This is a genomic window from Cellulosimicrobium sp. BMG9.23 (assembly GCF_059159985.1).
Genome location: NZ_JBZGBZ010000011.1, coordinates 1 through 19,341, shown reverse-complemented (window position 1 = coordinate 19,341; position 19,341 = coordinate 1). Strand labels below are relative to the sequence as shown.

18 protein-coding genes are annotated in these 19,341 nt (G+C 74.6%); 7 read left to right on the top strand and 11 right to left on the bottom strand.

What is annotated here, in order from left to right; translation table 11 throughout:
- Nucleotides 1-133: 133 nt before the first annotated feature.
- The 6 genes from folP to AC4H2G_RS18810 all read right to left on the bottom strand — a co-directional run bounded on the left by folP (nucleotide 134) and on the right by AC4H2G_RS18810 (nucleotide 6,879).
- Nucleotides 134-1,072, bottom strand: a complete 939-nt coding sequence (gene folP, locus AC4H2G_RS18835; protein ID WP_494367270.1) for a dihydropteroate synthase — start codon at nucleotides 1,070-1,072, stop codon at nucleotides 134-136.
- Between the two features lie 4 nt (nucleotides 1,073-1,076).
- A complete protein-coding gene (folE, locus tag AC4H2G_RS18830; RefSeq protein WP_494367269.1) occupies nucleotides 1,077-1,718 on the bottom strand; it encodes a GTP cyclohydrolase I FolE in 642 nt (213 codons plus the stop codon).
- On the bottom strand, nucleotides 1,718-3,823 hold the full coding sequence (ftsH, locus tag AC4H2G_RS18825) for an ATP-dependent zinc metalloprotease FtsH (RefSeq protein ID WP_494367268.1): 2,106 nt from the start codon (nucleotides 3,821-3,823) through the stop codon (nucleotides 1,718-1,720). Before ftsH ends, folE begins: the two co-directional genes overlap by 1 nt.
- A gap of 175 nt (nucleotides 3,824-3,998) precedes the next feature.
- Nucleotides 3,999-4,553, bottom strand: coding sequence for a hypoxanthine phosphoribosyltransferase (gene hpt, locus AC4H2G_RS18820; protein WP_494367267.1), 555 nt, complete (start codon nucleotides 4,551-4,553; stop codon nucleotides 3,999-4,001).
- Nucleotides 4,554-4,564: 11 nt separating this feature from the next.
- The gene (gene tilS / locus AC4H2G_RS18815; protein ID WP_494367266.1) at nucleotides 4,565-5,686 is read right to left on the bottom strand and encodes a tRNA lysidine(34) synthetase TilS; all 1,122 of its coding nucleotides are present in this window, start codon (nucleotides 5,684-5,686) and stop codon (nucleotides 4,565-4,567) included.
- 5 nt (nucleotides 5,687-5,691) lie between these two features.
- Entirely contained in the window at nucleotides 5,692-6,879 is a 1,188-nt protein-coding gene (locus AC4H2G_RS18810; protein WP_494367265.1) for a zinc-dependent metalloprotease, read from the bottom strand.
- Nucleotides 6,880-7,064: 185 nt separating this feature from the next.
- Here AC4H2G_RS18810 and vapB point away from each other — a divergent pair, with 185 nt between their 5' ends.
- Nucleotides 7,065-7,256, top strand: coding sequence for a type II toxin-antitoxin system VapB family antitoxin (gene vapB, locus AC4H2G_RS18805; protein WP_494367264.1), 192 nt, complete (start codon nucleotides 7,065-7,067; stop codon nucleotides 7,254-7,256).
- Nucleotides 7,253-7,681, top strand: a complete 429-nt coding sequence (locus AC4H2G_RS18800; protein ID WP_494367263.1) for a type II toxin-antitoxin system VapC family toxin — start codon at nucleotides 7,253-7,255, stop codon at nucleotides 7,679-7,681. The genes vapB and AC4H2G_RS18800 overlap by 4 nt, the downstream gene beginning before the upstream one ends.
- 18 nt (nucleotides 7,682-7,699) lie before the next feature.
- Here the strand turns inward: AC4H2G_RS18800 and dacB are convergent, their stop codons facing one another.
- Nucleotides 7,700-9,112, bottom strand: a complete 1,413-nt coding sequence (gene dacB, locus AC4H2G_RS18795; RefSeq protein ID WP_494367262.1) for a D-alanyl-D-alanine carboxypeptidase/D-alanyl-D-alanine endopeptidase — start codon at nucleotides 9,110-9,112, stop codon at nucleotides 7,700-7,702.
- Nucleotides 9,113-9,345: 233 nt separating this feature from the next.
- On the opposite strand from dacB, the gene AC4H2G_RS18790 reads away from it, so the two are divergent.
- Complete coding sequence (locus tag AC4H2G_RS18790; RefSeq protein ID WP_251150123.1) at nucleotides 9,346-9,849, top strand: inorganic diphosphatase; 504 nt, start codon at nucleotides 9,346-9,348, stop codon at nucleotides 9,847-9,849.
- 69 nt (nucleotides 9,850-9,918) lie between these two features.
- On the opposite strand, the gene AC4H2G_RS18785 is transcribed toward AC4H2G_RS18790, so the two are convergent.
- The 4 genes from AC4H2G_RS18785 to AC4H2G_RS18770 form a co-directional block, all read right to left on the bottom strand.
- Nucleotides 9,919-10,572, bottom strand: coding sequence for a response regulator (locus AC4H2G_RS18785; RefSeq protein WP_494367261.1), 654 nt, complete (start codon nucleotides 10,570-10,572; stop codon nucleotides 9,919-9,921).
- Complete coding sequence (locus AC4H2G_RS18780) at nucleotides 10,569-11,852, bottom strand: sensor histidine kinase (RefSeq protein ID WP_494367260.1); 1,284 nt, start codon at nucleotides 11,850-11,852, stop codon at nucleotides 10,569-10,571. Before AC4H2G_RS18780 ends, AC4H2G_RS18785 begins: the two co-directional genes overlap by 4 nt.
- Nucleotides 11,849-12,787 (bottom strand): hypothetical protein, encoded by a 939-nt coding sequence (locus AC4H2G_RS18775; RefSeq protein WP_494367259.1) that lies wholly within the window; start codon nucleotides 12,785-12,787, stop codon nucleotides 11,849-11,851. The genes AC4H2G_RS18780 and AC4H2G_RS18775 overlap by 4 nt, the downstream gene beginning before the upstream one ends.
- Nucleotides 12,788-12,861: 74 nt before the next feature.
- The gene (locus tag AC4H2G_RS18770; protein ID WP_494367258.1) at nucleotides 12,862-14,322 is read right to left on the bottom strand and encodes a C40 family peptidase; all 1,461 of its coding nucleotides are present in this window, start codon (nucleotides 14,320-14,322) and stop codon (nucleotides 12,862-12,864) included.
- A 430-nt stretch (nucleotides 14,323-14,752) separates the two neighbouring features.
- Here AC4H2G_RS18770 and AC4H2G_RS18765 point away from each other — a divergent pair, with 430 nt between their 5' ends.
- The 4 genes from AC4H2G_RS18765 to AC4H2G_RS18750 all read left to right on the top strand — a co-directional run bounded on the left by AC4H2G_RS18765 (nucleotide 14,753) and on the right by AC4H2G_RS18750 (nucleotide 19,199).
- Entirely contained in the window at nucleotides 14,753-16,090 is a 1,338-nt protein-coding gene (locus AC4H2G_RS18765; RefSeq protein WP_494367257.1) for a bifunctional o-acetylhomoserine/o-acetylserine sulfhydrylase, read from the top strand.
- Nucleotides 16,091-16,172: 82 nt separating this feature from the next.
- Entirely contained in the window at nucleotides 16,173-17,408 is a 1,236-nt protein-coding gene (gene metX / locus AC4H2G_RS18760) for a homoserine O-acetyltransferase MetX (protein WP_494367256.1), read from the top strand.
- An 85-nt stretch (nucleotides 17,409-17,493) separates the two neighbouring features.
- The gene (locus AC4H2G_RS18755) at nucleotides 17,494-18,204 is read left to right on the top strand and encodes a maleylpyruvate isomerase N-terminal domain-containing protein (protein ID WP_494367255.1); all 711 of its coding nucleotides are present in this window, start codon (nucleotides 17,494-17,496) and stop codon (nucleotides 18,202-18,204) included.
- 20 nt (nucleotides 18,205-18,224) lie between these two features.
- Nucleotides 18,225-19,199, top strand: a complete 975-nt coding sequence (locus AC4H2G_RS18750; protein WP_494367254.1) for an alpha/beta hydrolase — start codon at nucleotides 18,225-18,227, stop codon at nucleotides 19,197-19,199.
- The last annotated feature ends 142 nt before the right edge of the window (nucleotides 19,200-19,341 follow it).

Below are 19,341 nucleotides of genomic sequence, written 5' to 3'. Positions count from 1 at the left end.
TCCGGGGACGGTCGTGCTCCGCTGTCTCGTGCGATCGGTCGTGCCGATCGGTCGTGCCGTTGCTGTCGATCGCTGGTCGATCGCTGTCGATGCTGTCACTCACGGCGCTGTCGTGCCGCCGCCGCCCATCCTGCTAGGTCGCGGGCCGCTCCGTCGAGTCCCCGTCCACCGCAGCACCGGGGACGACGGCGCGCGCCCGGGCCCAGGCCGCCACGACGCGGACCGCGTCGGCCGACGCGCGGACGGCGTGGACGCGCACGCACCACGCCCCGGCCGCAGCCGCGAGCGTCGTGACCGCGGCGGTCGCGTCGTCGCGCGCCAGGGGCGGGACCGCCTGCCCGTCCGGGCCCGCGAGGAGATGGCCCAGGAACCGCTTGCGGGACGCTCCGACGAGCACCGGCAGGCCGAGGTCCTCGAGCTCCCCCAGCCGCGCGAGGAGCGGCCAGTTGGACGCTCCCGACTTCGAGAACCCGAGGCCCGGGTCGAGGATCACCTGCTCCCGACGCACCCCCGCCGTGTGCAGCGCCTCGAGCCGGGCGGCGAGCTCGGCGCGCACGTCCGTGACGACGTCGTCGTAGTCCTCGAGGTCGTCCATGACGTCGGCATGACCGCGCCAGTGCATGCACACGTAGGCGACGCCGGTGCGCGCGACGACCCCCGCCATGTCCGGGTCGGCGAGGCCCCCCGAGACGTCGTTGACGATCCGGGCTCCTGCCGCGACGGCCTGCTCGGCGACCACGGCGCGCGTGGTGTCGACCGACACGACCGCCCCGTCCGCCGCGAGCGCGGCCACGACCGGCAGGACGCGCGCCAGCTCCTCCTCCACCGGGACGCGGCTCGACCCCGGTCGCGTCGACTCGCCGCCGACGTCGAGGAGGTCGGCGCCCTCGTCGAGGAGCTCGCGCCCGTGCGCGACCGCGGCGTCGGGCTCGTACCACTCGCCGCCGTCGGAGAACGAGTCGGGCGTGACGTTGACGACGCCCATGACGAGCGTCCGGTCCAGGCCGGCGAGCTCCTCGAGGCCGGCGACCGCGCGCGACCGCGGCCGGCGTGGCGCGCCGTCGTGACTCATACGGTCAGCGGCCCAGGATGAGGCTCATCGCCTCGGCGCGGGTCGCGGCGTCGCGCATCTGGCCGCGGACCGCCGACGTGACGGTGCGCGACCCCGGCTTGCGCACGCCGCGCATGGACATGCACAGGTGCTCGCACTCCACGACGACGATGGCGCCGCGCGGCTGCAGGTGCTCGACGAGCGCGTCGGCGACCTGCGACGTGAGGCGCTCCTGGACCTGCGGCCGCCGCGCGTAGACGTCGACGAGGCGCGCGAGCTTCGACAGCCCGGTGATGCGACCGTCGACGTTCGGGATGTAGCCGACGTGCGCGACGCCGTGGAACGGCACGAGGTGGTGCTCGCACGTCGAGTACACCTCGATGTCCTTGACGAGCACCATCTCCTCGTGGCCGAGGTCGAACGTCGTCGTGAGGACGTCGCCCGGCTCCTGGCGCAGCCCCGCGAAGATCTCGCGGTAGGCGCGCGCGACCCGCGCCGGCGTCTCGCGCAGACCCTCTCGCTCCGGGTCCTCGCCGACGGCGAGCAGCAGCTCGCGCACGGCGGCCTCGGCCCGTTCGGCGTCGTACGGGGGCACGTCCACGGGGGCACGCAGGTCCTCGGCCGACCGCGAGCGGTTGATGCCGCTCGGGGCGGCGTCCGTGGTCATCAGACCTGCCCCGGCCCGGCGGCGTCGTTCACGCCGCCGCCGGTCTCGGCACCGCCGAGGGCACGGTCGAGCGGGGAGCTCGCGGGGACCTCGCCGATGCGCTCCGGCGGGAGCTCGTCGTTCGCCGCCGCGGCCTCGTCCTGCGGGATCACCGGGTGGCCGTTCTGCGCGGCCTTCTCGGCGTCGGTGAGGACCGGTCCGCGCTGCGAGACGGAGCGCTGCTCGCTCGACAGCCACACGTCGCGGGCGTCGCGCTTGGTCACCGGCTCGAAGACCCGGGCGAGCTCCGCCTGGTTGAGCGTCTCCTTGTCCAGCAGCTCGAGCACGAGCGCGTCGAGCACGTCGCGGTACTGCGTGAGCACCTCCCACGCCTCGTCGTGCGCGGCCTCGACGAGCTTGCGCACCTCGTGGTCGACCGTGCCGGCGACCGACTCGGAGTAGTCGCGCGTGTGCCCCATGTCGCGGCCCATGAACGGCTCGCCCGAGCCCGTGCCGAGCTTGATCGCGCCGACGCGCTCGCTCATGCCGTACTCGGTGACCATCTTCTTCGCGATCGCGGTGGCCTTCTCGATGTCGTTCGAGGCGCCCGTCGTGGGGTCGTGGAACACGAGCTCCTCGGCCACACGCCCGCCCATCGCGTAGGCGAGCTGGTCGAGCAGCTCGTTGCGCGTCGTCGAGTACTTGTCCTCGGTCGGCATGACCATCGTGTACCCGAGGGCGCGGCCGCGCGGCAGGATCGTCACCTTCGTGACGGGGTCCGTGTAGCGCATCGCCGCCGCGACGAGGGCGTGGCCGCCCTCGTGGTACGCCGTGATCTTCTGCTCCTTGACGTTCATCACGCGCGTGCGCTTCTGCGGGCCTGCGACGACGCGGTCGATCGCCTCGTCGAGCGCGCGGTCGTCGATGAGCTGGGCGCCGCTGCGCGCGGTGAGCAGCGCGGCCTCGTTGAGCACGTTCGCGAGGTCGGCGCCCGTGAAGCCCGGGGTGCGGCGCGCGACGGCCAGGAGGTCGATCTCGGGGACGATCGGCTTGCCCTGCGCGTGCACGCGCAGGATCGCCTCGCGGCCCTTGAGGTCGGGCGCCTCGACGGCGATCTGGCGGTCGAACCGGCCCGGGCGCAGGAGCGCGGGGTCGAGGATGTCGGGGCGGTTCGTCGCCGCGATGAGGATGACGTTCGTCTTGACGTCGAACCCGTCCATCTCGACGAGGAGCTGGTTGAGCGTCTGCTCGCGCTCGTCGTGCCCGCCGCCCATGCCCGCACCGCGGTGCCGGCCGACGGCGTCGATCTCGTCGACGAAGATGATCGCCGGCGAGTTCTCCTTGGCCTGGTTGAACAGGTCGCGCACGCGGCTCGCGCCGACGCCGACGAACATCTCGACGAAGTCCGAGCCCGAGATCGTGTAGAAGGGGACGCCGGCCTCGCCCGCGACGGCACGCGCGAGCAGCGTCTTGCCGGTCCCGGGAGGCCCGTAGAGCAGCACGCCCTTGGGGATCTTCGCGCCGACGGCCTGGAACTTGTCGGGCTCGGCGAGGAACTCCTTGATCTCGTGGAGCTCCTCGACGGCCTCGTCCGCACCGGCGACGTCGGAGAACGTCACCTGCGGCGTGTCCTTCGAGACGAGCTTCGCCTTCGACTTGCCGAAGCCCATGACGCGCGAGCCGCCGCCCTGCATCCGGGACAGCAGGAACCAGAACAGCACGCCGATGATGAGGAACGGGATGAGCAGCCCGAGCAGCGACGACCAGAACGACGGCTGCGCGACCTCCGAGTTGTACCCGTCCGCCGGCTCGGCGGCCACGACGGCGTCCACGACGGCCTCGCCCTGCGGCGCGACGTAGAAGAACTCCACGTTGGTGCCGAAGTCGTGCTCGTCGTCCGTGCCCTCGTCGGTCACGTAGTTCTCGGACAGCGTCAGGCGCACGCGCTGGTCGCCGTCGACGATGAGCGCCTGGTCGACGGTGTCGCCGGTCAGGAGCTCGAGCCCCGCGGACGTGTCGATGCGCTGGACCGTCGGTCGCGACAGCGTCGTGAAGGCGATCCAGAGGATGACGAGGCCGAGCACGATCCAGACGATCGGCCCACTGAGAATCTTCTTGATGTTCATCGGCGACGGGGCGCGCGCCCCGGATCCCTCCGCTCGCGCAAGTGTTCGGGCTCGAAACTACACGCTGGACCTTGACGTCCGCTGTGCTTCAGGGCCCTGTTCGCCCAGGGCGTGGACGGGCGCACCGCACGGCCGTCCGCGAGGGCGACCGTGCGGCGTCGGGCAGGGACGCGCCTCAGGCCGAGTAGACGTGCGGCGCGAGGGTGCCGACGAACGGCAGGTTGCGGTACTTCTCGGCGTAGTCGAGGCCGTACCCGACGACGAACTCGTTGGGGATGTCGAACCCGACGTAGCGGACGTCGACGTCGGTCTTCGCGGCGTCGGGCTTGCGCAGCATCGCCGCGATCTCGACCGACTCCGGGCCGCGCGAGCGCAGGTTCGACAGGAGCCAGGAGAGCGTGAGGCCCGAGTCGATGATGTCCTCGACGATGAGCACGTTGCGGCCCGTCAGGTCGGCGTCGAGGTCCTTGAGGATGCGCACCACGCCCGACGACTTGGTCCCCGAGCCGTACGACGACACCGCCATCCAGTCCATCTCGACGGGGTGGCTCAGGCGGCGCGCGAGGTCGGCCATGACCATGACCGCTCCCTTGAGCACACCGACGAGCAGCAAGTCCTTGCCCGCGTAGTCCCGGTCGATCTGCGCGGCGATCTCGTCGAGCCTCTGGGCGAGCTGCTCCTCGGTGAGCAGCACGTTCTCGAGGTCGCCTGCGACGTCCGATGCTTCCACGGGTGACGCTCCTAGGTCTGGGGTGCAGGGGTGGGGGCAGTGGTCGGTGCCGGGTCCGTGCGGAAGGGTGGCCCCGGAGGACCGAGAGCAAGCCTGCCACACGACCGGTACCCCCGGAGGTCGCCCGGCAGGTGCACGGCACCCTGCCCGCGCCAGCCGACGACGAGCGCGTCGAGCGCGTCGACGTGCACCGCGAAGAGGTCGCTCGCCGGGCAGCCCGCCCGCAGCGCCGCGGCGCGCAGGGCGCGTCGTCGCAGCGCGGGGTGCGCCGCGGCGAGCGCCGCGAGGTCCAGCTCCACCACCTCGACCGCGGGCACGTCACCGCGGACGTCGGGTGCGTCGTCGGGCACGAGGGCGCGGGCGAGGAGGCCGGCGGCGAGCGCGTCGAGAAGGTCGGCGTCGTCGCGCAGCAGGTCGGCGGTGCGGGCGAGCCCCGGCACGGCGCCCGGGCCGAGCACCTCGACGAGCGCCGGGACGACGGTGGCGCGCACGCGGGAGCGCAGCGGCACGCTCGTGCCAGGGCGAGAGGACACCCCGATGACCTGTGGCCCCGACACACCGTTGGTCGGGTCGTCCCACCAGTCGAGGCCGAGCGTCCGGCACACCGCCTCGGTGTCGGCACGGCGCAGCCCCAGGAACGGGCGCCGCAGGACCCCGCGGCGCGGCGCCATGCCGGCGAGCGACCGCGCGCCGGCGCCGCGCGCGAGGCCGAGCAGGACCGTCTCGGCCTGGTCGTCGAGCGTGTGACCGAGCAGGACCGCCGCGGCGCCGAGCGCGGTGGCCGCGGCGTCGAGCGCCGCGTACCGGGCGTCGCGCGCGTCGGCCTCCGGTCCCGCCCCGGACACCGGCACGACGACGCGGCGCACCTCGACGGGGTCGAGCCCGAGCCCACGGCACCGGTCGGCCGCGACGGCCGCGACCTCCGCGCTGCCCTCCTGGAGCCCGTGGTCGACGACGACCGCACCCGCCCGCAGCCCGACGCGCGGCGCGACGAACGCCGTCGCCGCCGCGAGCGCCGTCGAGTCCGCCCCGCCCGAGCACGCGACGAGCACGAGGTCGCCGGCGGCGAGGTCCACGAGCGCCGTCCGCACCGCGCGGCGCGCGTCCGCCACGACGGGCGCGGGTCCGCCCACCGGGCTCAGCCGTGGACGCGGCGCACCCAGGCGCGCGCGTCGGCGATCTCGCGGGCGGTCGGCAGGTTCTCGGGCGCGGCCCACACGGCGTTGAAGCCGTCGCGACCCACGTCCCTCTCGACGGCGCGCACGAACGCGGCGCCGTCGCGGTACTGCGCGATCTTGGCGTCCATCCCGAGGACGCGGCGCAGCACGACGTCCGCCCCCGACGCGCCCGCGCCGTCGCGCCGCGCCTCGAACTTCCGGCGGATGCTGCGCACCGTGCGGACCGTCCGCGGCCCGACGGCGTCCATCGCGACATCGGCGTGCCCCTCGAGCAGCGCCATGACCGCCGAGACGTCCTCGAGCTGGCGGCGCTCGTCGTCGGTGAGGAACCCGTGGACGAGCGTGCCACCCTCGCCGCGCACGGCGTCGAGCACCGCGCGGCCGACGGTCCGCAGCTTCTCCCCCAGCCGCGCCTCGGCGAGGCGGCGCGAGGACGCGGACAGGTCCGTGAGCAGGCGCCCGGCCCGCTCGCGCAGGTGCGCCGCGAGCCAGGGCGCCGTCGCGAACTGCAGCGCGTGCGTCTGCTCGTGCAGGCACACCCAGAGGCGGAAATCGGCCGGGCGGAGGTCGAGCGCGCGCTCGACCTGCAGCACGTTGGGCGCGACGAGCACGAGGCGACCGGGCCCCTCGCCCACCGTCGCGTCGTCGGGCCCGCCGTCGGACGCGCGGCCCGCCTCGACCGGGGCGGCCGAAGCGGCCGAGCCGCTGTACGGGTCGAACTGCCCGAGCACGCGGCTCGCGAGCACGGCGAGCACGGACCCGACCTGCGCGGCGCCGACGAGCGCCGTCGCCTGCGGCACGCGCGGCGTGCGGTCGGAGCCGTCGGAGAGCAGGGCGTCCGCGACCCCCGCGGTGAGCGACGCCATGATCTCGGTGTTGGCCTGCGCCCAGCGCGCCCGGTCCACGACGAACACCGACCCGAGCTCTGCCGGGCGCGCGACGCCGGCGGGCGTCATGCGCGTCACGTCGAGCACGTGCGGCACCGCGCGCGCCGCCGCGTCCCGCAGCCCGTCGACGAGGTCCGCGAGCTCGTCGCGCGTCGCCTGCGGGCCGGGGCGCGCGAGCCGTCCCGCGACCTGCGCTGCGGCGGACCAGTCCACGATCGACGGCCCGACGGACGGGCGGTCGGGCTTCTCGACGAGCGTCACCGCTCCACGGTAGCCCCGACGCGGCCACAGGGTCTTCGACGAGAACGCGCGGGAGGGATACCCGCTCCGCCAACCGCGGTATATCCTTGCGGTATATCCACCGCGGAGAGACGTTCCTGCGGAGGCGCACAGGGAGGGGCACCATGGTCCGGACGAAAGTCTTCCGGAACAATCGCACGCAGGCTGTGAGGCTCCCCCGAGCGGTCGCGATGCCCGACGACGTCCGCGAGGTCGACGTCCGGGCGGTCGGACGCGCGCGGGTGATCACCCCGGCGGGTACCGGGTGGGACGAGTGGTTCGAGCACGGCCTGCGAGCCACGAACGACTTCCTCGATGGTCGGGACCAGGGGTCCGCGGACGAGCGCGACACCCTGTGAGCTCGCTCTACCTGCTCGACACGAACGTCCTCATCGCGTTGCTGCGCGGCCGTGGGGACTCGGCCCGCGCACGGCTCCGGCAGGCCGAGGGGCGCGTCGCCGTCTCCACCGTCAGCGAGATGGAGCTCGAGCACGGCGTCGAGCGGTCCCGGGACGCCCAGCGCAACCGTCAGGCCGTCGACGGACTGCTGTCTCTCGTAGAGGTGACCCCTCTCGACAGCCTGGCAGCGATGCACGCGGGCAGGATCCGGGCGATCCTGGCCGACCGGGGGATGCCGATCGGGCCCTCCGACGCGCTCCTCGCCGGCCACGCGCGGTCGCTCGGGCTCGTGATGGTGACGAGCAACGTCGGTGAGTTCTCCCGGGTGCCAGGCCTCGAGGTCGAGGACTGGCTGGCCGACGACGGAACATCGGGCGCCACCTGAGCCGCCGGGTCAACCGGGTCAGCCGGTGCAGCCGCACTCCGCGAGCGAGCCGACGAAGTCGTCGAGGATGATGCGCGCGCCGTACGTGCCGCCGTCGGGCACGGCGTCGGTCATGAGCGCGAAGACGAGCTGGCGGTCGTCGGCGGTGACGACGGTCCCCGCGAGCGACGTGACGTTCGGCAGGCTGCCCGTCTTCGCGCGCACGACGCCGCGGCCCGCGTTGTCGAGGAAGCGGTCGTCGAGCGTGCCCGAGAGCCCGGCGACCGGCAGCCCGACGGCGGCGGGACGCAGCCCCGGGTGGGCCGGGTCGGCGAGCAGCCGCACGACGTCGGCGAGCTGACGCGGGGTGAGCGACGACCCGTCGCCGAGCCCCGAGCAGTCCGCGAGCACTGCCCCCGTGAGGTCGACGCCGAGCCGTTCCGCCGCGGCGCGCACGGCCTGCGTCGCGCCCTCGGCCGAGCCGGGCAGGCCCGCGTCGAGGGCGACGACGCGCCCCACGACCTCGGTGATCGTGTTGTCGGAGTGCTGGAGGAAGTAGTCGACGACGTCCCCCAGCGGAGCCGACTCGACCTCGCCGACCACGCGGCCGTCGTCGGGCGCGGGCGCACGGACCGGGTCTCCCGACACGGTGATGCCCTGCTCGGCGAGCGCTGTCGCGAACGCCTGCGCCGCGGCGAGGGCCGGGTCCTCGGCACGACGCGCGTACTCCTCGTCCTCCAGGCGCGCGATGTCGACGGCGAGCGCCGCGACCGGTGCGATGTACCCCGCGGGGACGTTGCCGGGGAACACGGCAGGGTTGACGGCGGGTCCGGTGAAGTACGTGTCGTCGAGATGGAGGGTCACGGTCGTGCGGCCCGTGAGGCGCAGCTCCTCGGACACCTGCGCGGCGAGGTCCGCGAGCCCGGCGCGACCGTTGACCGCCGTGGGGTCGCCGGCACCTGCGGCGAGCATCATGTCGCCCCCGCCGACGAGCACGACCGTGTCCTGGCCCTCGAGGACCGCGCGCGTGGTGAGCGTGGTGTGCGGGCCGGGGGACGTGAGCGCGGCGGCCGCCGTGAGCACCTTGATCGTCGACGCCGGGACGTGACCCGTTCCCGCACCCGCCTCGCCGAGCACCTCGCCCGTCGTCGCGTCGAGCACGAGCGCGCCCACGCGAGGGCCGAGGCGCTGGTCCGCCACGAGCGCGTCGGTGAGCTCCTGGACGGTCCCGGCCGCCGGGACGGGCGCCGCGTCGTCGAGGACAGGGAGCCCGGCGACGAGCGGGGGCGCGGCCACCGCGCCGGGCGCGTCGGGGAAGGGTGCGGGCTCGGGCGGGAGGGGCTCCGTCGTGAGCAGGCCGGGGACGACGTCGGCGGCGTCCGCTACGAGATAGCCCCCCGTGAGCGCCATGACGACGCCGAGCGTCACCCCCAAGCGCGTACCCCAACCCATGCGACTCCCCCGTTCGTGACGTCCAGTGCTGACGTGCCGGGCGGCGGCGAGGACCGGACCGGGCGCGAGCACGTGCGCATTATCACTCACCGGGCCGGGTTCACCCGCACCCCTGAGCCCTTCCGACGAGGGTGCCCGTGTCACACTAGGAGCCGCACGACGGCGTCGTCCGTCGATCAACCCGACCAGCCACCGCCCGAGAACCGCGGTGCCGGTACGACTGGAGGACAGCAGTGGAGTTCGACGTCACGATCGAGATCCCCAAGGGCCAGCGCAACAAGTACGAGGTCGACCACGCGACCGGCCGGATCCGTCTCGACCGCATGCTCTTCACGTCGACGCGCTACCCCGACGACTACGGCTTCATCGAGGGCACCCTCGGTGAGGACGGCGACCCGCTGGACGCCCTCGTCCTCCTGGAGGAGCCCACGTTCCCCGGCTGCCTCATCCGCTGCCGCGCGCTCGGCATGTTCCGCATGCGCGACGAGGCCGGCGGCGACGACAAGGTGTTGTGCGTCCCGACGGGCGACCAGCGCGCGGCGTGGCGCCAGGACATCGACGACGTGTCCGACTTCCACCGCCTCGAGATCCAGCACTTCTTCGAGGTCTACAAGGACCTCGAGCCCGGCAAGTCCGTCGAGGGCGCCCACTGGGTGGGCCGCACCGAGGCCGAGGCCGAGATCGAGCGGTCGCTGCAGCGCGCGATCGACACCGGGTACCACACGCCGGGTCACTGACACCGGCGTCCGGGACGCACGACGGCGGCCGCTCACCTCGCGAGGTGGGCGGCCGTCGTCTGTGGCAGGTCATGGGCGGACCAGACCGTTCCGGTAGGCCCAGACGACGACCTGGACGCGGTCGCGCAGGCCCAGCTTGGTGAGGACCCGGCCCACGTGGGTCTTGACGGTCGCCTCCGAGAGGAAGAGCCGTGCCCCGATCTCCGCGTTGGACAACCCGTCGGCGAGCAGCGCGACGACGTCGCGCTCGCGCTCCGTGAAGGGCTCGAGGGCGCGCTCGCGCGCGGCGACGTCGGGGAGCGCCGGAACGACCTCGGCGAGGAGCCGCCGCGTGGCCGACGGCGCGATCACGGCGTCTCCGCGGTGCACCGTGCGGACCCCCGCCAACAGCTCGTGGGTCGGCGCGTCCTTGAGCAGGAACCCGGAGGCTCCGGCACGCAGCGCGGCGTAGACGTACTCGTCGACGTCGAACGTGGTCAGGACGAGCACGCGGCACGATGGCATCGGCCCCTGCAGCATCCGCCGGGTCGTCTCGATCCCGTCCATGACCGGCATGCGCACGTCCATCACGACGACGTCCGCACGCCGCTCCCGCTGGACCGTGAGCGCGTGCGCCCCGTCGCCCGCCTCGCCCACCACGACCAGGTCGGGTGCGGCGTCGATCACGGCGACGGCGCCGGCGCGGACGAGCGCCTGGTCGTCGACGACCAGCACGCGGATCATCGTGCTCCCCCGGGTCGTGACCGCGTGGCCGTGGTCGGGGCCGAGGGACGGTCCGGGACGGGGATCTTCGCGGCGACCGTCCATGCGCCATCCGTGCGGACCTCGAGCGTCCCGCCCGTCGCCTCGACGCGCTCCCGCATGCCCACGAGGCCGAGCCCGGCCCCGGGACCGCCTCCGCGCGTCGTCCCGGGCTCACGCCCCTGACGAGGACCGGGACGGTTCACCGAGGGCACGCCGGCGTCCGGTCCCGCGCCGGGCGGCACGTCGGTGACCTCCAGGTCGAGCCTGTCCTCGTGCCACGTGAGCCTGACCGTCGACGACGACCCGGGCACACCGTGGCGGGCGCCGTTGGTCAGCGCCTCCTGGACCGTTCGGAACGCCGCGAGCTCGGCCGTCGGACCGAGCGGCGCTGGCAGGCCCGACTCGTCGACCCGCACAGTGCGCCCCGTCGCTCGGACGCGCTCGATCAGGCCGGGCAGGTCGCGGAGCGTCGGTGTCGGGGCGGAGGGCAGAGCGCCGTCGAGCCCGTCCCCCGGCTCGGCCCGCAGCACGTGCACGAGCCCGCGCATCTCCCGCATCGCCTCGCGTCCCGTCTCCTCGACGACCTCCAGCGCCTGCGCGGCGCGCGCGGGGTCCGCGCGTCCCACCCGCGCCTGGGCGACGACGACCGACAGCGAGTGCGCGACGACGTCGTGCATCTCGCGGGCGATCCGCGTGCGCTCCGCCAGCACCGCGCGGGCCGCCCGCTCCTCGCGCTCCGCCTCCGCGCGCTCGCGCCCTGCCTGAGCCTCGAGGCGCACCCGCTCCTGCGACCGCCGGAGCAGACCCATGGTCCAGGCGACCACGACGAGCGCGACGAGGAGCAGGCCCAGGAGCCACGGGCTCGGCCCGACCGGGGACTGGGTCACGCTCGGGTCCTCCCGGTACCGGAGCACGGTCGCCGCCACGCCGACGACTCCGGTCACCAGCCCGAGCGGGCGCGGTCCCCACACCGTGCACGCGTAGACCGAGAGGAGGAACACGAGCGACGACGGCAGCAGGAAGTACAGGCCGGACACGGTGAGCTGGCCCGCGACGACGAGGGCGACGACCGCGTGCGAGAGCACCGGGGCCGCCCGCCGGCCGACGAAGGCGACGTGCGCGAGCGTGGCGAGCCCGACGAGGGCCCAGGCTTCCGTCGCCGGGAGGGAAGCCAGGGCGATGAGGCACGTCGCGGGCAGCAGGACGAGCGCCGAGACCCCGGCGAGGACCACGTCGCCGCGCGCCGACCGCGCGGTCACCGGGCGGCGACCGTTCCGAAGCGGTGCCGGATCCCGGCACGGGCGGGGAGGCGTGCTGCGGCGTCGCGCGCGTCCAGGGTCGCGACGAGGAGCGCCACGCCGATCATGAGCCACGTGCCGTAGGTCAGGGCGACGACGGCGGTGATGGCTCCGGCACCGAGGTCGACCGGACCGTCGTCCAGGCCGAGGAGCTGCGCGGCGGTCCCGAACACCATGAGCGCGCCCATCGTCAGGCCCGCGGACGCGGCGACCCACCCGACGACCTGCAGCGTGCCCCGCACGACCCGGCCCTGGACCGGACGGCGCGTCAGCGCGAGCGCGAGGAGGGCCGCGGCCGCGAACAACGCGAGCTCCATCACCGGCGCTCCCCCCGTGTGCGGTTCGGGCGCTCCGAGCGTACCGCCCAGCCACCAGTAGACCTTGAGCGCCGGGTACGGCACGCACATGACCAGCGCGACGGTCCGCGGCCACCGGCGGCGGACCGTCGCAGCTCCCGCCGTGGCGGCCGACCACGTGTGCAGCACCACGACGATCGCCGTCGACGCGCCGAGCGCGCGCACCAGCGCCCCCGGGACGTCGACCACCGCGAAGTCGCCCGCCGGGATCCCCGTCAGTGCGAAGAACGCCCGGAACGCGTCGAGGGCGAGGCCTCCCGCCGTCCAGAAGAGCAGGACGACGGCGACCCAGCCGAGCCCGACCGCGAACGACCGGGGCGACGCCCTGCGGACGGTGGACGCCGCAAGCGCGAGCAGCGTGAGCGCCGCGGCGACCGGCGCGACCCAGAGTGGCGCGAAGATCGCCGAGTACCCGTCCGGCGGTGGGCCGACCCACCGCAGGACGCCGGCGACCAGGGTCGCGGACGCCGTGACGGCAGCCGTCACGACGAGCGCCGTGGGTGCGGCCGGGCGGGACAGGGACGGCTTCGTGTCGGTCATGGGTCCAGGCTCGTCACCCACCAGGACGCGCGCGTCGGCCGCAGGTCGTGACGGTGCGCGACCCAGGTCGCGCGCTACGGGCGACCGGCGTAGGGCATCGCGTCGGCCCAGCGCATCGGCACCTCGCGCACGTCCACCCCAGGCTGCGGAGCCTCGACCATCATGCCGCCGCCCGCGTAGATCGCGACGTGCCGGATCGTCGACGGGTCCGAGGTGTCGTTTGCGTAGAACACGAGGTCACCCGGGCGCAGCTGCGCGTACGCGATCTTCGCGACGCGCTGGTACTGCGACCGCGACGTCCGCGTGATGTCCACACCGGCAGCGGACCACGCGCGCGACGTCAGGCCCGAGCAGTCGTAGCCCGGCCCCGTCCCGCCGAACACGTACGGCGAGCCGATCTTCGTCCGGGCCCACGCCACGGCGGCCTGGCCCTGGGTCGCGCTCCCGACCGTCGTGCCGGGCGGAGCGGTCGCCGGTGGCGGCTCGGGCCGGGGAGCCGGGGCGGGCTGCGGGGCGGGGGCCGGGGCCGGCTGGGGAGCGGGGGCCGGTGCCGGCTGGGGAGCGGGGGCCGGTGCCGGTGCCGCGGCGGGCGGCGCCGCAGGTCCGGTCGGGGCAGGCACCGCTGGTCCAGTCGCGACGGGCGGCGTCGCCGGGACCGTCGCAGGCGGCGGGCTCGCCGCCTCGTCCGTGCCCGACGGCGCGTGCGCACCCGCGCTTACCCGCTCGCGTGCCCGTTCCTCGTCGACCCGGGCCTGCTCGGCGTCGAGCGCGTCCTGACGTCGCCGCTCCTCCTCGACGGTCGTCGCGCGCGCCTGCGCCAGCTCGGCGACGAGCGTCTCGCGGCGCGCTGCCGCGTCGGCGACGGCGGCGTCGAGCTCGGCAGCGGCCCGCTCGGCCGTCGCGAGCGCGCCGCGCGCCCGCTCGGAGACCTCCTGCTGGTGTTCGAGCGCCGCGTCCGCGCGGGCTCGCGCGGTGTCCGCCACGGCGCGCGCGGTCGCGTGCTTGTCAACCGCGCGGCTGGCCGTCCGCCCGACGACCCGCCCGGCCTGCTCCCGCTCGACGACCTCCGCCACGCCGTCGGCCTCGACCACGGCGCGCAGCGTGTCGAGATCTTCTGCGCCCTGGCGGGACGCACGGAAGAGTGCGCCGAGCGTGGCGCGCGCCTCGCCCTCGGCCGCCTCGGCGACCGCGAGGTCGTCGCGCGCCGTGCGCAGGGCGGCGTCCGCCTCCGCGAGCACGGCCTGCGCCGCGGCGTAGTCCTCCGCGGCGCTCTGCACGCCGGCCTGGGCGTCCGACCGGCGATCGCGCAGTGCGGCGAGATCGGCCTCGATCGCCGCGACGTCGCCGCTCGCGCGCTCGACGTCCTCGTGGGCGGAGCGCACGTCCTCGTCAGAGGCGGGCGCCGGATCCGACGTCGCGGGGGGAGCGGGGTCCGACGTCGCAGCGGGCGCGAACCCGACGCCCAGGCCGAGGGCGAGGGCGAGGGTCGCCGCGGCGCTCGTCGCGACCGCGCGACCGCGCCTCGATGCGCTCATGCCGTCCCTCCCGTCGTGCGACGTCGTCCTCCGGCACCGGTCGTCGAACCCGCGCCGGCCTGCGCGGCGCGTCGGGTTGACAGACGACGCGCCGCCCGTTGCAGTCTGCCCGGCGGTCCGCGGGCGCGCGATCCGAGAGCCCGACGAGCTTCTCAACATGTGGTCTCGCATGACGAGACGGGCTTTCCCCCCTGCGTCACACGTGCCTACTGTCGGTCCATGACCCGTCGAATGTGTTGCTGACCTCAGCGCACGTTCGCCTGCCCTGTGGCCGGTGCCGCCGACGACGGCGACACCCACGACGACGGGGCACCACGTCCCCGTGCGCTGCCCCTTCCGCCGCGGCCGGGTCGTGCCTCCCCTGCGGCGCCCCGGCGCACCCGCGCCCGCCGACACCGGCACCGTCATCGAGACCCGCAGGAGCGAGAGCATGAGCACCGAGCAGTCACCCGCCTGGTCCTTCGAGACCCGCCAGGTCCACGCCGGCCAGTCCGCCGACCCCACCACCGGGGCGCGCGCGCTGCCCATCTACCAGACGACGTCCTTCGTCTTCCCCGACGCGTCCGTCGCCGCCGACCGGTTCGCGCTCCAGGACCTCGGTCCCATCTACACGCGCATCGGCAACCCGACGCAGGAGGTCGTGGAGAACCGGATCGCGTCGCTCGAGGGCGGCGTCGGGGCCCTGCTGCTCGCGTCCGGTCAGGCCGCGACGACCTTCGCGATCCTCAACGTCGCCGAGGCGGGAGACCACGTGGTCGCCTCTCCGAGCCTGTACGGCGGCACGTACAACCTGCTCCGGTACTCGCTCGCCAAGCTCGGCGTCGAGACGACGTTCGTCGCCGACCCGCACGACCCGCAGGCGTGGCGCGACGCCGTCCGCCCGAACACCAAGCTGTTCTTCGGCGAGACGATCCCCAACCCGCAGGCCGACGTCCTCGACATCGAGACGGTGGCCGCGGTCGCGCACGAGATCGGCGTCCCGCTGGTCGTCGACAACACCGTCGCGACGCCCTACCTGCTGCGCCCGCTCGAGCACGGCGCCGACGTCGTGGTGCACTCCGCGACGAAGTATCTCGGCGGGCACGGCGCGGCGATCGGGGGTGTCGTCGTCGACGGCGGCACGTTCGACTTCGCGCAGGACCCGGAGAGGTTCCCCGGGTTCAACACCCCGGACCCCTCGTACAACGGCCTCGTCTACGCGCGCGACCTCGGCGTGGGCGGTGCTCTCGGCGCGAACCTCGCCTACGTGCTCAAGGCGCGGGTCCAGCTCCTGCGCGACCTCGGCTCGGCGATCTCGCCCTTCAACGCGTTCCTCATCGCGCAGGGCATCGAGACCCTCTCGCTCCGCGTCGAGCGCCACGTCGCGAACGCCCAGAGGGTCGCCGAGTGGCTCGAGGCGCGCGACGACGTCCGCACGGTGCACTACGCCGGACTGACGTCGAGCCCCTGGCACGCCAACGCCCAGAAGTACCTGCCGCGCGGCGCCGGTGCGGTGCTCGCGTTCGAGCTCGACGGCGGCGCAGCGGCGGGCCAGGCGTTCGTCTCCGCCCTGCAGCTCCACTCGAACGTCGCGAACATCGGCGACGTCCGCTCGCTCGTCATCCACCCGGCGTCGACGACCCACAGCCAGCTCACGCCCGAGGAGCAGGCGCTCTCCGGGGTCACGCCGGGGCTCGTACGCCTCGCCGTCGGGATCGAGCACGTCGACGACATCCTCGCGGACCTCGAGCTCGGCTTCACCGCCGCCAAGTCCGCGCGGGACGCGTGACCGCGGAGCGCCCACGATGACGCATCTGGACAGCCGGGGCGCCGCCGGCGCCCCGGCCGTACAGTGGCCGACGGTGAATCCCGTGACCGACGAGCTCCCCCCGACCCGCCGCCCGGCCCGCTCCGCACCTCCGCGCAGCGCGGTCCCCTCGTCGCGCCCTCGTGCCACCACAGCGGTCCCGGCGAGCAGCGCCTGGCGCGAGGGGGACGACGTCGGCCGTCGCCTCTTCGCGGACGTCGGCACCTTCGACCTCGAGTCCGGCGCGCGCCTGCCCGACGTGCACGTCGCGTACGAGACGTGGGGCACGCTGGCCCCTGACGGCTCGAACGCGGTCCTCGTCCTGCACGCCCTCACGGGCGACTCGCACGTGAGCGGGCCGGCCGGCGCCGGCCATCGCACCGCGGGCTGGTGGGAGGACCTGATCGGTCCGGGCGCGCCCATCGACACGGACCGGTGGTTCGTCGTCGCCCCGAACGTCCTCGGCGGGTGCCAGGGCACCACGGGTCCGGCGTCGACCGCGCCCGACGGCGCACCCTGGGGCGGGCGCTTCCCGCGCGTGACGACGCGCGACCAGGTCGCCGTCGAGATCGAGCTCGCACGCACGCTCGGCGTCACGTCGTGGGCGCTCGTCGTCGGGGCCTCCATGGGTGGTCACCGCGTGCTCGAGTGGGCGATCCTCGGCCCGGAGGCCGGCATCGGTGTCGAGTCGATCGCGGCGATCGCCACGGGAGCCCAGACCACCGGTGACCAGATCGCGTGGGCGCACCCGCAGATCGGCGCGATCAGGGCCGACCCGCGGTTCCGCGACGGCGACTACTACGACGCCGCCGACGGCGACGGCCCGCACGTCGGCCTCGGGCTCGCCCGTCAGATCGCGCACGCCACGTACCGCTCGGCCCTGGAGATCGACACCCGGTTCGGCCGGATCCCGCAGGGCGGCGAGGACCCGTTCACCGACGGCCGATACGCCGTGCAGTCCTACCTCGACCACCACGGCGACAAGCTCGCGCGCCGCTTCGACGCCAACTCCTACCTCGTGCTCACCCAGGCGATGCTCACGCACGACCTCGGGCGCGACCGCGGTGGGGTCGGGGCCGCGCTGGGCTCGATCACCGCGCGGGCCCTGGTCGTCGCCGTCGACTCGGACCGCCTCTTCCTGCCCGCCGACTGCGCACGGATCGCCGCGGGGATCCCCGGTGCGGAACCGCTGCGGACCCTGCACAGCGACTTCGGCCACGACGGGTTCCTCGTCGAGCACCACCAGCTCGGGCCGCTCGTCGCGGAGTTCCTCCCGGAGCCCACTCGCGCGCACGACTGAGACGTTGCCCTTCGCGACGACGTTCCCCGTCGACGGACGCCGACCTGGCGTGCGTCGCGCCCCACCGAGCGGGCACGATGGGCGCATGAGCATCGACGTCGACGCCGCCGCCGACCATCTCCGCGCCCAGTGGGACCGGCTCGACCGCTGGCTGCGCGGACTCGGGGGCGAGCTGGGACGCGCGGCGGACCGGCCGAGCGTCCTCGACGAGTGGTCGGTCGGCGAGCTCGTCTCTCACCTCGGCCGCGTGATGGAGGCGCTGGCGCGGTGCGGGCCGGTCGCGCCGGGAACGGTGCCCCTGTCGTTCGCGGAGTACCTCGGTACCTACCCCGACCGTGCGGAGGAGATCGCGGAGGCGACGCGGACCCTCGACGCCGAGCTCGCCCCGGACCGGCTCGGCGGGGTCGAGGACCGCGCAGCGCAGGCCTTCGCCCGTCTCGACGCGCTCGCCGACGAGCGGGTCGTCCAGGCGCGCCGTGGCCCGATCACGCTCCAGGACATGGTGGTCTCCCGGGTCGTCGAGCTCGTCGTGCACGCCGACGACCTGTCGCGGTCGTTCCCCGCGGTCCACGACGATCCCGTGGACCCGGGCGCTCTCGACGCGGTCGCGGCCGAGCTGCTGCACGTCGTGGTCGTGCGCGGGGGCTGGAGCCTCGAGGTGCACGACCCGCTGCTGTGGGTGCGCCTCGCGACGGGCCGCGAACGGTACGACGTCGACCGGCTCGCGAAGGCCCTGGCACCCGTGCACACGTCCGAGGCGGTGCCCGACCTCGGCCGCATGCTGCCCCTCCTCTGACCGGGCCGAGGAGGACGCCCGTGCCCGACGTGCCCGCCTGGGAGCCGGACGTCCTGGGCGACGGCTACGCGCGGCGCACCCTCACGCTCGACGACGACGACGAGGGGCCGGTCGTCGCGACCCTCGTCCGCTACGCCCCGCCGACACCCGAGGCGGTGCGGCCCGCGCGCGCCGTGCTGTACCTGCACGGCTGGAGCGACTACTTCTTCCAGACGGAGCTCGCCGCGCTCTGGCACGCGCAGGGAGCGGCGTTCTACGCGCTGGACCTCCGCAAGTACGGGCGGAGCCTGCGGCCGCACCAGACCCCGGGCTACGCCGACTCCCTCGACGTCTACGACGAGGACCTGGAAGCGGCTCTCGCGGTCGTCCACGAAGACCTCGGCGCCCACGTCGCCGTGATGCTCATGGGCCACTCGACCGGAGGGCTCGTGGCGTCGCTGTGGGCGCACCGCCATCCCGGGCGGGTGCGCGGGCTGGTCCTCAACAGCCCCTGGCTGGAGCTCCAGGGGTCGTCCGTCGCGCGCACGGTGTCAGGCCCGGCGATCCGGCAGCTCGCGAGGTTCCAGCCCCGCACTCCCCTGCCCAGCATCGACCCCGGGTACTACGCGCGGACGCTGCGCGACCGGGAGGACGGGGCATGGACGATCGACGACGCGTGGCGCCCCGTCCCGTCGTTCCCCGTGCGAGCGGGCTGGCTGCGCGCCGTCATCGCCGGCCACGCGCAGGTGGCCGGCGGGCTGTCGGTCGACTGCCCGGTCCTGGTCCTGCTCGCCGAGCGCTCGTTGTTCAGCACACGGTGGACCGAGAACATGCGCAGCGCGGACATCGTGCTCGACGTCGAGCCGCTCGCCCGGCGGGCGTCGAACCTCGGGCGCGTGGTCACGGTCGTGCGCATCCCCGGCGGGATCCACGACCTCGCGCTCTCAGCCCCAGGGCCCCGGGCCGTGTACTTCGCGGAGATCGTGCGATGGGTCGCGGCCTACGGCTGGTCGTGACGGTGCCGAACCCGGGGTTGTGCGGCCATCGGGGCGTGAAATGGCAGATAAGCCGGGGTTCGGCGTGTGGCGGTGTGCGTCAGCGAGGGGCGTGGTCTCTGGCGCACCGGGTGCGCGAGAGAAGCCCGGGACGTGCTGAGGG